General features: G+C 42.6%; 13 protein-coding genes. 8 read left to right on the forward strand and 5 right to left on the reverse strand.

The genetic code is table 11. From position 1 onward, the window contains the following. Window positions 1-246 precede the first annotated feature (246 nt). Window positions 247-1,530 (forward strand): hypothetical protein, encoded by a 1,284-nt coding sequence (locus ACQ4LT_RS00255; RefSeq protein WP_445663989.1) that lies wholly within the window; start codon window positions 247-249, stop codon window positions 1,528-1,530. A gap of 624 nt (window positions 1,531-2,154) precedes the next feature. Here the strand turns inward: ACQ4LT_RS00255 and ACQ4LT_RS00260 are convergent. Continuing rightward, entirely contained in the window at window positions 2,155-2,523 is a 369-nt protein-coding gene (locus tag ACQ4LT_RS00260; RefSeq protein WP_445663990.1) for a response regulator, read from the reverse strand. A 392-nt stretch (window positions 2,524-2,915) separates the two neighbouring features. On the opposite strand from ACQ4LT_RS00260, the gene ACQ4LT_RS00265 reads away from it, so the two are divergent. Further along, a complete protein-coding gene (locus tag ACQ4LT_RS00265; protein ID WP_445663991.1) occupies window positions 2,916-3,515 on the forward strand; it encodes a YceI family protein in 600 nt (199 codons plus the stop codon). Window positions 3,516-3,564: 49 nt separating this feature from the next. Next, window positions 3,565-4,215 (forward strand): YceI family protein, encoded by a 651-nt coding sequence (locus tag ACQ4LT_RS00270; protein WP_445663992.1) that lies wholly within the window; start codon window positions 3,565-3,567, stop codon window positions 4,213-4,215. Here ACQ4LT_RS00270 and ACQ4LT_RS00275 read toward each other — a convergent pair whose 3' ends face one another. The 3 genes from ACQ4LT_RS00275 to ACQ4LT_RS00285 are packed head-to-tail and all read right to left on the reverse strand — an operon-like array spanning window position 4,216 to window position 7,400. Then, complete coding sequence (locus tag ACQ4LT_RS00275; RefSeq protein ID WP_445663993.1) at window positions 4,216-5,574, reverse strand: sigma-54-dependent transcriptional regulator; 1,359 nt, start codon at window positions 5,572-5,574, stop codon at window positions 4,216-4,218. It lies immediately after the preceding gene. Between the two features lie 3 nt (window positions 5,575-5,577). Then, a complete protein-coding gene (locus tag ACQ4LT_RS00280; RefSeq protein ID WP_445663994.1) occupies window positions 5,578-6,882 on the reverse strand; it encodes a two-component system sensor histidine kinase NtrB in 1,305 nt (434 codons plus the stop codon). Between the two features lie 44 nt (window positions 6,883-6,926). Then, complete coding sequence (locus ACQ4LT_RS00285) at window positions 6,927-7,400, reverse strand: DinB family protein (protein WP_445663995.1); 474 nt, start codon at window positions 7,398-7,400, stop codon at window positions 6,927-6,929. A gap of 357 nt (window positions 7,401-7,757) precedes the next feature. On the opposite strand from ACQ4LT_RS00285, the gene ACQ4LT_RS00290 reads away from it, so the two are divergent. Further along, window positions 7,758-8,165 carry a helix-turn-helix domain-containing protein gene (locus ACQ4LT_RS00290; RefSeq protein WP_445663996.1) on the forward strand — a complete coding sequence of 136 codons (408 nt, stop codon included), beginning with the start codon at window positions 7,758-7,760 and terminating at the stop codon, window positions 8,163-8,165. Between the two features lie 96 nt (window positions 8,166-8,261). Then, window positions 8,262-8,555 (forward strand): hypothetical protein, encoded by a 294-nt coding sequence (locus ACQ4LT_RS00295; RefSeq protein ID WP_445663997.1) that lies wholly within the window; start codon window positions 8,262-8,264, stop codon window positions 8,553-8,555. Window positions 8,556-8,607: 52 nt separating this feature from the next. Here the strand turns inward: ACQ4LT_RS00295 and ACQ4LT_RS00300 are convergent, their stop codons facing one another. Beyond that, complete coding sequence (locus ACQ4LT_RS00300) at window positions 8,608-9,183, reverse strand: NUDIX domain-containing protein (protein WP_445663998.1); 576 nt, start codon at window positions 9,181-9,183, stop codon at window positions 8,608-8,610. A 78-nt stretch (window positions 9,184-9,261) separates the two neighbouring features. Between ACQ4LT_RS00300 and ACQ4LT_RS00305 the strand changes: the two genes are divergently transcribed. From ACQ4LT_RS00305 to ACQ4LT_RS00315, 3 genes are all read left to right on the forward strand, one after another. Further along, window positions 9,262-9,852 carry a CDP-alcohol phosphatidyltransferase family protein gene (locus ACQ4LT_RS00305; protein ID WP_445663999.1) on the forward strand — a complete coding sequence of 197 codons (591 nt, stop codon included), beginning with the start codon at window positions 9,262-9,264 and terminating at the stop codon, window positions 9,850-9,852. Between the two features lie 80 nt (window positions 9,853-9,932). After that, window positions 9,933-10,886 (forward strand): signal recognition particle-docking protein FtsY, encoded by a 954-nt coding sequence (ftsY, locus tag ACQ4LT_RS00310; RefSeq protein ID WP_445664000.1) that lies wholly within the window; start codon window positions 9,933-9,935, stop codon window positions 10,884-10,886. 118 nt (window positions 10,887-11,004) lie between these two features. Next, a complete protein-coding gene (locus ACQ4LT_RS00315) occupies window positions 11,005-14,109 on the forward strand; it encodes a CHAT domain-containing protein (protein WP_445664001.1) in 3,105 nt (1,034 codons plus the stop codon). The last annotated feature ends 239 nt before the right edge of the window (window positions 14,110-14,348 follow it).

The raw sequence follows: 14,348 nt of genomic DNA on the forward strand, positions 1-14,348 counted from the left end.
GCAAACATACGAGCTAACAGCTAATGCAGTAATGCAATAGATTGATATCCTTCCTTTACCCCCTTTCATATATCCAAAAAAATATATCAAAATTTCGCCCTTCAAACTATTTAAACGGGTGTTTTAAGGATTGGTAAAAATAATTTAGGGGTAAAATACTCTTTTGGAACAGATCTTGTAACTCTATCTAACGAACCACAAAAACAACTTAATCTTCACAACCATAAATTAACCAGAGGTTCTATTATGAAGACGTTACAACACATATCCAAGTACTTAAGCTTGGTATTACTTTTTATCTTCGGGGCTGTCGGAATTGCTTCTGCTCAATTTGATCGGGATATACAATATTATACTTATCCTGACCAGCGGGGCTTGAATCAGTTTGAGGCACCCTTTGAAACAGATGTCGAATTTGACGGCATAGATATTAGACTTGGAGCTTCAAATGCTCTGCAATTCCAAGGGCTTAGTCAAGACAACGATGCAGGATCACTACCTGAGTTAGAAAGTAACTTTAACTTAGCTACTTCAAACTTAGACATTGATGCAAGTCTTGGACAAGGTCTTCGCATGCACTTGCGCACTTACCTAACCTCGCAACACCACACCGAGGCTTATGTAAAAAGTGGATACATGCAGGTTGACAGGCTTGACTTTATTTCTGAAGGACTACTTTCAGGTCTAATGGACAAGTTACGTATTAAAGTCGGTCACATGGAGCTGAACTACGGTGACAACCACTTCCGCCGTACTGATAATGCTTTTGCTATCCACAACCCATTCGTGGGCAACTACATTATGGACTCCTTTACTACTGAGGTTGCCGGTGAAATTTATTACGCAGATAAAGGCTTGATGGCCATGTTTGGTGTAAGTAACGGCAAATTAAACCAAAGCGTTGTAGCCAGCGATATTAAAACACACGCCACTGTTTACGGTAAGGTAGCCTATGACAAGAAGATGAGCGAAGGCATGCGTTACCGATTAAGTGCATCTGTCCTTAATGTTTCCCAATCTCCTTCGATATATCTTTACTCTGGAGACCGTGCCGGATCACGTTATTACAGTGTTATGGATGATGGATTCCGAAGTGGACGTTTTGCTCCAAGCTTCACACCTGGTTATGGACAACCACCAGCAGCTGGAGAAATGACTGCCTTTATGCTTAACCCCTTTGTTAAGTTCCAAGGATTCGAATTCTATGGTGTTTACGAAAACACTACTGGAAATATTAAAGGCAACGATAGCAGAACATTCAACCAGTACGGTGCAGAAGCACTCTACCGTTTTGGAGCCAATGAAGACTTCTATATCGGTGGTCGTTACAACTTAGTTGATGGTGAAATGACCAGTGGCGACATCGAAATTGATCGGTTCAATGTTGGTGGCGGCTGGTTCCTAACCAAAAACGTTATGGCCAAACTTGAGTATGTAACGCAGTCATACAGCGGCGACGGTTATGTCGGCACCAAGTATGAAGGTGGTGAATTCAATGGAATTATGATGGAAGCCATAATTAGCTTCTAACAAGTTTTTTAACCATAGGAGCCTATGACTTATTTCTAAGTAAGTCTAAGTTCCGATCCCCTGATGCGGTGTTGCCTGTGAAAAGGCAACACCGTTTTTTATTTCTGCCTATTTACGAAATGGCAATTAAAAGTACGGGGCTTTGCGATTTATAATTCTAAATAAAGGCCTTCTTATATACCTCATTAATTGCCCCTTTTCCTCCAAGATAGTCCTTAACAGAGATAGGTCGTCCCACATTTTGCCGTTATACTATCCGAGCTCTCTATTTATTATACCGGCCCCGCCTGTTACAGTAACTGTTCACGTTGAGAATCTGCATCATCCAATCCCGACATTTATTCAATTTATCTACTCCACATTTGCTTTCTAAGAGCCGATCAAAACGAATAGAGTATGTTGGCATGCATCTAAATCACAGCCCATTCTAATTGAAAGTACTTATGTCACATAACTACTTAGAAATGCATCATTATAGTTAAGACTACTAAACTTCCAATTAGCTAAGGGGGTATTACCGCAATAGGTTTTGTATCTTCTTAATCTCTTTAAAGACAAATTCAATCAGGCGGGATAGTTGGTTTTTAAACCAAACTACTTCCAGGTCTCAAAATTGTAATGAAGTTAGTGACGAATGGGAGAGAGGTGGTAGTTGATCTTATCAATCAGCTCTTTAAAATCAAGGGGCTTAATAACAAAGTCATGTGCTCCGTCTATAAGTGCCTTTTGGGTTACCTCAATCTCAACGTAAGAGCTCATCACAATAATTTTAACTGTTGGATATCTTGCTTGCAGAAAGGAAAACAACCCATTGCGATCCAGCAGCTGGCTATCAACAATGATCAAATCAATAGCTTTAGCCGTCAATACCTTTTGTGCTTTTGATGCGTTACATGCCGTATAACACCCAAAGCCCTCTTCGCTTAATATAAGCTGCAGAGAGTCGCGCACTACCTCTTGTTGATCAACAATAAGAATTGACTGAGGCTCCATGAAAAGCAAAGTGGTTGATATTACTACATTGTTCATTATTAGTAATGCAATTACAAGACCACTTTTGCTATCTACAGCAAAATGATTAATAATAACTTTTAAGGCACTTTAAGACGGGTACTATATAACAATGTTCTTGCTTTTGTCTTTACCAGCTTGCAATGCTGCAACAAGCTTGATAACGTACTTTGCATTGCTGCAAGTTTATGTATTTAAAACACCTACACTGATTATCTCTCTGATGTTTATAGCATCATTAAAAGAGGGATAGCAAATTCTAATCGCTTATTTTCAATAAAAGAGAGGAATAAGAAAAGTTTGGAACGAAGGTTGCACTATTAATAACTGACAATTTACAATAACCCAATAATCACAGTTAAGAAGGGGTCACCATGAAATCTTTATTTACTACTTTTTTAATCTTTTTATTTACAATTTCAGGAAACGTACTGGCACAGTCCAATTCTTATGAAATTCTTAAAAAAAGCACAATGCAAGTTGAGGGTACTTCTACCCTGCACGATTGGACATCAGACGTAGAAGAGTTTAGCTCTTACATTAAGTTTGACGCCACAACGTTAGAAGGAGATTCAATAAGCAACCCCGTACAATCACTTTCACTCACCATTCCCGTTAAAAGTATCAAGAGCGGAAAAGGAGGCATGGACCGAAGAACGTATGATGCACTTAAGTCCGATGATTTTCCCAACATCATGTTCCAAATGAATAATGCCGAAATAACCACTACTGACTCTGCTCTGACATCTATGGAGCTCAATGTAGAAGGGAACCTAACCATTGCAGGAACAAGCAATACAATTACGCTTCCCGTAACCGGAGAAAAACAAGAAGACGGTTCGTTTAAATTTACCGGTGAATATGAAATCAACATGAAAGACTATAATGTTGATCCGCCTTCAGCCATGCTCGGAACTATCAAAGCTGGAGAAATGGTTACCGTGGTGTTTGAAATGTATGTAGCTAAATCATAATAAAATATAATTAATGCGCCCCGCTACCTCTCTAATGTCCTCCTCTATATTGGATCACGTTAGATGGCAGTTCTTACTGCTACTAACACCCTTAATAATCCTTGCCAATATATCCCCAAGCGGGGCGCAATCTTATCTCTTAGATAACGTCATCATTGAAGAAGGAGGAAAGGTTTGGATCGAAGGTGAAGCCGGCATGATAAATTATCAATGCAATGCTGAAAACCTATCCGGCGTCGGTAAAATCAACAATCCAAATAGTTCCCTGAATAGTATTAATCAAGAAGACGGTGAAATTGAGATTTCGGTTTCGTTACCCGTCGAGGCTCTAAGTTGTGGCAAGCGTGCTATGGATAAGGATATGTATGAGGCGCTTAAGTCCGAAAACTATCCCAATATCAGTTACAAGCTGTTAAGTGCTCAACTGGCCGAGGAGGGTAATGATACCACCGAATGGATGAACATTCATACCCGTGGTATTATGGAGATTGCAGGGGTGCAGGACACCACTTCTTTTATGGTACAGGGGAAGTTACTGAATGAGAACAGATTTCAAGTAAAGGGCTCCAAACAAATACATATGGATACCTATAATATTGAACGGCCAACAGCTATGTTAGGTCTCATAAAAGCGAGTAAAGACCTAAGCGTACATTTTAATGTAACTGTTCAACTTGAGGATACCACAACAGTTAAGTAATTAATCTGAGACCCCAAGACGCTCCATTTTACGATACAGGGTAGAGGGATCAATGCCCAACAGGCGCGCAGCCTCAGACTTATTTCCTTCCGTCCGTTTTAACACACTCTGGATGTGATGTTTTTCAAAAACCTGAATGGCCTCATCCAGCTTATCGCTATCCATCTGAAAGTCATCACTATCAGATGATTTTTTAAATGAGGCCGGAAGGTCTTCAATCGTAAGAAAATCACCATCACTTAACAGTACTGCGCGCTCAATAACATTTTCCAGCTCGCGTACCTGGCCTTTCCATTCGTAGGCCATCATAGCGCCCATGGCATCACTATTGATGCCTTTTAAATTTCGTTTAAGCTCTTTGTTGTATTTCTGCAAGAAGTGATGGGCCAGCAGTGGGATATCTTCTCTGCGCTGCTCCAATGGGGGAAGCGAAATTTCAACTACATTTAACCGATAATACAAGTCATCCCTGAAATTACCCTCTTCTACCTCTTTTTCGATATCTTTATTTGTAGCCGCAATAATCCGGGTATCAAACGATACCATTTGATTGGACCCTACCGGCTTTACTTCCCGCTCCTGGATAACGCGCAATAAATTTACCTGTAGATTTAATGGAATCTCGGCCACCTCATCCAGGAAGACAGTACCGCCGTGGGCCGCTACAAATACGCCATCCTTATCAGAATTCGCCCCGGTAAAAGAGCCCTTTTTATGACCAAATAATTCGGATTCTACCAGATTTTCGGGAATCGCACCACAGTTAATTGCTAAAAAAGGTTTCTTTGATCGATCACTATTGGAATGAATAGCACGTGCTACCAGCTCCTTCCCCGTACCGCTTTGTCCGGTAACCAGCACGTTGCTCTTTGCCTGGCTCACCCGCTCCACCATTTTGTACACTTTCTTCATGGCCGAACTCTCACCAATAATATGGTTGAAGTTATATTCCTTGTCGATCTGTTCGCGCAGGTATTTATTCTCCTGGGCCAAGTTCTTATGCTCCAACAAATTTTGTATTCGGATGAGTACTTCATCAAATTCCAGCGGCTTTAAAATATAATCCGCTGCCCCTTTCCGAAGCGCCTGAATCGCCGTCTCAATGGTACCATGGGCCGTAATAATAATCGTCAAGGTGTCCGACGAATGCTTCAAAGCATATTCAAGCACGTCAATACCGCTGGCATTTGGCATTTTAAGATCAGTAACAATAATATCATAGCTGGCCTTGTCTATAGCATCAATAGCCTCACTGCCATCTTTTACTGCTGTGCAGTTATATCCCTCATCCTCCAGCACAATGGTTAGTGATTCCCTGATGCTGTCTTCATCATCTGCAATTAAAATCGATCCGTTCATAAATTAATTTTTAGTCGGTAATTTGATAATAAATGTTGTTCCTTCCCCGTAGTCCGATTCCACCTGGATGGAACCGCCAATTTTGTTGATAATACCGTGACTAACCGAAAGCCCCAAACCGGTTCCGCTTCCCACTTCCTTGGTGGTAAAAAACGGTTCAAAAATACGGGATTTATGCTCTTCTTTAATTCCCTTTCCAATATCCGAGACCGTAAGTTTTGCCATACCATCTTGCTCCTTGGTCATGATCGTCACTTTAGGATTTTCTTTCTCTTCCATGGCATCTACCGCGTTAAGCAGCAAGTTTACCAATACCTGGTGAACTTGATCGGGGACACACGAAACCAGTGGCAATTTATCTGATAAATTCATCTCAAAATCCACGTCGCGACAGCGGGCATCATGCTGCAGTAAGCCCACTGCCGATTCAATAATTTCATTAATTTGCACATTCTCAGACTGCATACTCGAAGGACGTGAAAAGTCCACCAAATCACGGACAATCTTGTTAATTCGCTGTATATGCTCACGTACTTTTTTTAGCTGACCCTGAATGAAATCATCATCCGTCTTGCGCTGGCACACCTGCACTAACGACGAAATAGCTGTCAATGGATTACCAACCTCGTGAGCAACCCCGGCTGCCATATGCCCTACCGTAGCCAAGCGCTCCGACTGCTGAATCTGCTCCTCCTTCATCTTAATATCCGTTAGATCACGTAAAATCTGGGACCGCCCTACAATCTCATCGTCCTTATTACGAATAAATGATTCCGTCAAGTTAACCAGCTTCTTTTCACCTGTTTTCGTTAGTCGCTCAGTCTCGTAGTTGCTAACACTTCCCTTATATTTCATCCCAAACTCAATGCATTCAAGCTCCTGCTTCTGAATAAGTTCATCAGGAATTATTTTTGTTATTTCCTTTCCAAGAATTTCCTCTCGTTGCCAACCGAGCATATCTTCCGCTCCTCGATTCCAGGATGTAATATAATTCTCGTTATCTATAGAAATAATAGCATCGGCCGAATGCTCAATAATATCACTGTAACGCATTTTAGCGGCCTCGAGCCGATCCTCGTAATACTCTCGGTAGTTATATACAGTCCATGCTGCCCACACCATCAAAACAAGTGAAACACCCACTCCTCGACTAAAGTAGAGCCACTGCATCGTCTCCTGGGCGGTTTCGGTAAGAATCGTCTGATGAATAATTTCAAAGACCCCAAAAAAGACCCCTAAAATAAGAAGAGAGGTAAAAAACAGATACCCCATCCGAGCTTCACGCAAAAATCGAATAATCTCTTTCATACTGCACAGATTTTAATCTTTATCATGGATATCAAACCTATTAATTACCAACTGCCAAGCAAACGTCGAATGAGCACAATTTGACCAATGTGATACGCATTGTGATCGACAATAAGCATTGCCTCTCTAAACAGTGTTTGCCCATCACCATGGGGTAAGGGCTTCTGCAAATTGTTTTGGGGATCCCGAATCAATTCGCGCATCTCTTCAATCCCCTCTTGTACTGCCTGCACAGATTTCTCAAACTGTTCCTTGCTTTCAGGTTTCGACTTTTCGGGCCAGTAGTCATCGGGCCAGTTAAGTGCTTCATAATCAGGATTATTGCAAAACTTCAGGATATCATCCTGCCCAATCCGAATATGCTCGATAAGTTCCCAAATAGTGTGGGGGATGCCCTCAACACGAATGCCCGCCTGCTTAAAGGTTAGCCCCTGTACTGCTTGGTTAAAATCGACATGGGCATTTCGGCCCTCGAGTTGCTCAAGTAATAATGATCGTACTGTTTCATCTGATCCCATAATCTTATCCTCTGATCAAAATTGTTCGGGCAATTAATGTAATAACCGAAGATCAAAAGTCCTCATTCCGAAAATAGGAAAATATAATATTGAAGAATGGCAATAGAAAAAAAGGTCGCGCTGGGAAGGGTGTTAAAATAACAAAAGCCCTGTCTTTGCAGGGCTCTTTTTCAATCAACTATTTACAATATAATGGGATTACCCTATACAGAACAAGTATTTCTGACATACACCAATTAATATATAAGTAATATAAAATAAACAATGAGTAAACTTTATCTATTATATAATTGTTATTAGCTTACAATGAAAAAATAAGCATATGTAATACTAAACAATTAACTTTTTTTGTGCTTTATGCCCAAACAAGTTGGCAACCTTACCCTTTATTCCGTCGATGATCTGCATGAACAATTGGGACTTAGTAAAATGACGATCCGGGCCTACCTCAGGGAGGGGAAAATACGAGCCCGCAAGCTGGGTGTTAAATGGTATGTAACCGAAGAGGCTTTGCGAGAATATTTTAATGAACCCACCGGCGCCTCCAAGACACAGAAAAAGAAACCCAAGAATTACCGCTATGTTGTTAAGGGAATCAATGATTTAGTTAGCGAACAAGAAGAATGTGAAACCATTGATGAAACCATAGAATGTATTGAAGAACAGGCTATTATAAGTCTGTTTCAGGTGGCTATTATTGATCGCGAAACTGATGAAGTAACTGAACTTATTAAAGCACGCGATTTCCTCGACCGCCATACATAAATCTCGTTGATTACCTGGTCCTCAAAATGGGTATTCATCAAAAAGAGACTTATTTTAAACCATACATCAAAAGACTTTTAAAAATTAACTCGTATTATGCTTAAAAAAGACGATACCAAGCTCGAAATTTTTGGTTTTGGCGACGACGACAGCGACGAAGATACTTTTTATTGCCTGGTAAATACCACCAAAAGCCCCGACGGGATTGATCTGGAAAAGCTTTCCAATGCCGATCCGCGAAAGTTTGATGAAGTACTCAATGAAATGGGCTGCATTCTGCTGCTGCGCGGGGACGAAGTTGAGGAGCTTATCAACCGTGGCGATATTACCGACACTAACTTACATAAATCGCTGTATGACTTAGCTGTCGAAGAAGAAATTATTCAGTAGGCGATTAGCCGATGGCAATACATTCAACAGTAAAAATAGTGACAACGACTTACTAACCACCGTCAATCGTAAACGGGCCCTCGTTTTGCCACCAGTGCCAGGCGCGGAGAACAGCGACCATTGTTTTTCCATCTGATATTTCGCCCCGGTGCACCATCTCAACAGCAGTTTGAAAGGGCACCCGCTCCTTAATCAAAAACTCATCATCATCTACCTGCTGCTCAAACGAGGTAATATCCCATGCCGTATAAAGATGGATAATCTCATCAGAATAGCCGATCCCCGGGTAATAATGTCCTATATACTGAAATTGTTGACATGACAATCCCGCTTCTTCCTGCAGTTCGCGGTGTGCCGTGGAACCGGCCTCTTCATCAGGATCAATTTTACCGGCCGGCACTTCGTAAAATATCTGCGACATCGGATATCGAAACTGCTTTACCATCATCACGTCCCCATTTTCAAAAATAGGGACCACCGCCGATGCTCCGGGATGTTTAATCCATTCACGGGTTGATATCGTACCGTCGGGCAGCTTCACTTCATCAAAGTAAACATGAAGCAGGCGTCCGCTAAAAACCTTTTGAGAGGTAAGTTTGCGTTCAACAAGTTTATCAGAATCGTACATAGAAAATTTTTTATGTATCTTTTAGCTGTTCCATCGAGACTGGGTAAAGGTGAATTATAACAAAGAATTAGGCTTCCATTGTCAGAAACATTTAATGTAGATCACAAACAGATAGACGTTAAGCAGGACCTGTTTACATGGTCAAACCTGATCTCTCTGTCGCGCATATTAATTACGGTGCCCGTCGTTTACCTGCACTATACCAATGGTCAGCAAATTACCTGGCTCATCACCGCACTTGTAATATACGGTATTGTATCTGATTATTTGGATGGATTTGTAGCCCGAATGACTAAGCAGGTATCGGAATGGGGTAAAATCCTCGATCCTGTAGCCGACAAATTTTGTGCTTTTTTCCTGTTTCTCTATGCCACCTACATCGATATCATACCGCTCTGGTTTTTCCTGCTTGAGATCGGTCGGGATGCCGTCATTGTAATTGGATCAGGATATATTCAATACCTGCGCGGCAAAGTGGCTATGGCTGTAATGTCGGGCAAAATAAGCGTTAACGTGTTGGGGTTATACTGGATGGCCGCCTTCTTCTTTCCACAGGAAGTAGAAGTACATTTTATGCTGATGGGTGCTTCGGTAGCCCTTATGTTTTACTCCTTCTTTGATTATCTTCATCGTTTCAATCTTATTCGCAAAGGAGTGGAATTTAACTGAGAACTACCATTTTACGGATATAATATAGATCCTGAAATAAATTCAGGATGACACGAATGTTTTAATACGAAGTATCTACTATGGGTTTTTTAGAAAAAATTGGTCTTAAAAAGAAAGAGAAAGTCGAAAAGGGCGTTGAAAAAAGCCGCTCCGGCATCATGAAAAAGATCGGCAAGGCCATTGCCGGTAAAGATACGGTAGATGCTGCCGTGCTCGACGAACTGGAAGAGATTTTAATTACTTCTGACGTGGGCGTATCTACTACAATCGAAATTATCGATCGCATCGAAGCGCGCGTTGCTGAAGACAAATACCTTAACAGCGATGAGTTGCAACGTATTCTTCGGGAAGAAATCATTGCCCTCCTCAAAGATCATTCGGCCGACAGACCCGCCGAATTTGATGCTGAATTTCCCCAAAAACCTCACATCGTAATGGTTGTTGGCGTAAACGGCGTTGGTAAAACCACCTCTATCGGCAAGCTGGCTCACCTCTATAAAAAGGCGGGCAAAAATGTAATGCTCGGTGCCGCCGATACGTTTCGGGCTGCAGCCGTTGACCAGCTTAAAATATGGAGTGAACGTGCGGGAGTTCCCATTATTCAACAGGGACAAAATGCCGATCCCGCTGCTGTTGCATACGACACGGTGGAATCGGCCAAGGCTAAAGATGCTGATATTGCGCTGGTAGATACGGCCGGACGCCTGCATAACAAAAAGTCGCTGATGAACGAGCTCGCTAAAATAAAACGTGTGATGGGCAAAGTAGTTGATGGTGCACCCCACGAGGTACTGCTGGTTCTCGATGCATCTACCGGACAAAATGCCATGCAGCAAGCCAAAGCCTTTACCGATTTTGTAGATATCACCGGTCTGGTACTCACTAAGCTGGATGGTACCGCAAAAGGTGGAATTGTTATCGGTATCTCAAACGAACTGGACGTACCCGTAAAATATATCGGCGTTGGTGAAGAGATCGAAGACCTGCAGGTATTTGACCGAGAGCTGTTTGTCAATTCTATGTTCAAGGACTAACGTCTGCTCTTACAGAAAAAGCCGCTGCAAAATCACTGTTCCATTTTTTTTATTTTTATTTTTCAACTTTTAGTGATACCATTTGCCTGTACGGCATTTTATAGCCAATCCTCTTGTAATGGATGCTACAAAAAGGGCAAAGACTGCTTCTCGGGGCATTTTCTTATCTGTAGTTCTCTTATTAATCCCATTGTTGGGATGGGGACAAGAGCGTGTCGATGATGTCCACTCTGGAGAACAACTCATGCAAAAGGCAGACTCCCTGCAGCATGCAGCCCGATACGATTCCTCAACCCACTATTATCAACAGGCAGCTGACTTTTTTAAGGAACAGTCATATCTAAAAAACCAGCGTGACGCGCTTTTCCAGATCAGCCTAAACAAAGCCGACCAAGACGATAACAAAGCGGCCACAACCTTTCTTGAAAAAGCCTGGACTCTATCCACCAAACACTTTCCCGATGATCACATTTTTGAGCTCCGCTATTATCATCAAAAAGGGGTTCTGGCAGAGTCCAATGCCGAATACCAAACCGCACTGGATTGGTATCAAAAAGGGTTGACGCTGGCAGATTCGGTTGAGAATAGTACACTTTTTAAAGCCCGAATGAACACCGGCATAGGAGAAGTCTTGTCATCGGAAGGTAACTACAAAAAGGCCATTACACAGTTTTCTAATGCCCAAGACCGCTATCACCGTAATGAGCTTAAAGATCAAGCACTGCTAAGCCGCATCTATAACGGCCGCGGCACCGCCCATCAGAAAATGGGTAACAATAAACAGGCACTCAAATATTTTAGGCTGGCACTTAAAATAGACCAGCAGCGACTTCCGCATCCCCATCCCGACCTCTCCATCCTCTATAATAACCTGGCGCTGGTGTACTATTATCAGAGTGATTACCAGCGGGCACTCGATTATATGATAAATGCCACCAATGTATTGGCCTCTTTCCATGGAGAAAATCACCGATTGGTTGCGGCCGGATACAACAATGTTGGCGTAGTCTATTCCGAAATGGGTGAGATGGAGGAAGCTGCCAATTACCTCAATAAATCACTGGAAGTCAAAGAAAAGCTCCTTGGCGCTAACCATCCGGAAGTGGCCATCGGCTACCAAAACCTGGGCGCAACCCATTCCGATATAGGACAGTATGATCAAGCCATAACTTACTATCAGAAGTCCAAAGAGATTTACCAACATCGTTTCCCTGACGGACATCCTGAGCTGGCCAATGTTTATGCCAACCTGGGTCAGGCCTATGGACAGAAAGAAGCTTACGAAAAGGCGCTCGATTTCTACTTTCAAGATTTAGATATCAACCGCCGGATGCTGTCGCCCGATCACCCATTTATTGGAGATACCTACACTAAAATCGGTAAATTATATGCTGATATGGGTAACCATCAGCAGGCGCTCAATTATTACCGTCAGGCGATGGAAGTGCTTCTCACCAATTATAGTGCTGAAGATCCCTTCCAGGAACTCTCGCTCGAAAATGTCGTTTATCCCGAGCTGATGCTTAATACCTTGCGATTTAAAGGCGAAGCTCACTACCAGGCAAGCAATCAAAATGAAAACCCCAAACAGCTGCACCAATCCCTGCAAACCTACCTACAGGCCGTGGATTTCATCGATGAGCTGCAACGATCGCTGGACCGCAGCCAATCCAAGTTTTTGCTCAGAGAGCGGACAGTTGATATCTACCGGAAAGGTTTTACGACCGCCCTTACCCTGCTTGAACAAACCGGAGAAACAGACCACAAACATCATCTATTCTATTTCGCCCAGAAGAGTCGGAACCAGATTCTGCTGGAGCAAATACAGGAGCTGAATAATCAAAGTTTTGCACAGATCCCCGACTCACTTATTGAGCGCGAAAACCGGTTACTCGAATCCGTTACCGGGTTGCAGCAAGAGCTTTCCGGTTTTACGGTTCGGGGAATGGCCGGCGACTCCCTCAAAAGAATCTCCCTGCAGGATTCCCTTTTCCACGCCCAAAAAACATTACATCAACACGTTCGAACACTGGAGAACAAATATCCAAAATACTATGGGTTAAAATACGAACCGCCCGTTGCTAATATATCAGAGATACAGCAAAATCATGTAACGCCATCCCAAACGATGATCTCGTATTTCTTTGGGGATACCTCTCTGTATGCCTTTGTAATCACCAAAGAATATTTTGAAGTACAAGAGGTTGCCACCGACTCGTTGCTTGATAAAACCATTACCGATTTTCGAGAAACAATCCTTCAAACCACTACAGTAGATACTTTTGCAAATCAGGCTCATCAGCTGTATCAGCAACTTATTGAACCTATAACAGAATATATTACGGGTGACAACCTCCTTATCATTCCCTCGGGTCCGCTGCATTACCTGCCTTTTGAAGCACTACTTACCCGCCCGGTACCAAAAACTAAAAACAGGCGATTCCATGACTTGCCATACCTGCTCAACAAGTATAGCGTGAGTTACGCCCCTTCGGCGGGATACCTGGAGCTTCGCGCCCACCAGGAAAAGTCTCCCAAAAAGAAAACCCTTGCCGCCTTTGCACCCAGCTTTAAAGATTTTACCCCTTCTAAACGCAGAGAAGTCTATCCCGATGTTGATCGCCCCATCTCTCCGCTGCTTTTTAACAAAACAGAAGTCCAGCATTTAGGAAAATTGTTTAATAGTCCCGACAGTTTCTTTTCATTCCTCAAATCACCCACCGGTGAGGCCGATCTATTTGTAGATCAAAAAGCCACCGAATCAACCTTCAAACAGCAACCGCTTACCGACTATCGATACATCCATCTCGCCACCCATGCTTTTCTGCAGGAAGAGGACTCAGAACAGTCCGGAATACTTTTTTCTATGCCCGATGAGCAAGAAGACGGGACATTATACGCCTCGGAAATCTATAATCTGCAGCTGCAGGCCGATCTTGTTACGCTCAGTGCCTGCAATACCGGCACGGGGACCTTTAAAAGAGGAGAGGGGATCATTGGGCTCAGCCGGGCCTTCCAATATGCGGGAGCTCGAAACCTGCTGGTCTCTCTGTGGAGAGTAAACGACCGATCTACAGCACAATTAATGCGTAACTTCTACGCCCAGCACCATAATGATGCTATAATGCCCGTATCGTTACAAAAAGCCAAACAAATGATGATCGACCAAGCCGAATATGCACATCCAAAGCACTGGGCGCCCTTTGTTTATATCGGCCAATAAAAAAAGCCATGCCTTAATACAAGACATGGCTAAAAAATAACTGTAGTGTTTAATTAGGTAACACTGCCCGTATCATCGTCATCTTTATCCCCACCACCAGATGTATCCGGGTCGGGCATAGCCAATGAAAATCGGTCTTCGTTGAAATCTAACATAATGGTCTCCTGATTTTTTTGGGATTATTAGTGAACATCCTTCCTCAATGAAGAAGCTCTTTAATATCTACAATTAATACTCAA

It is taken from the genome of Fodinibius sp. AD559 (assembly GCF_052712805.1).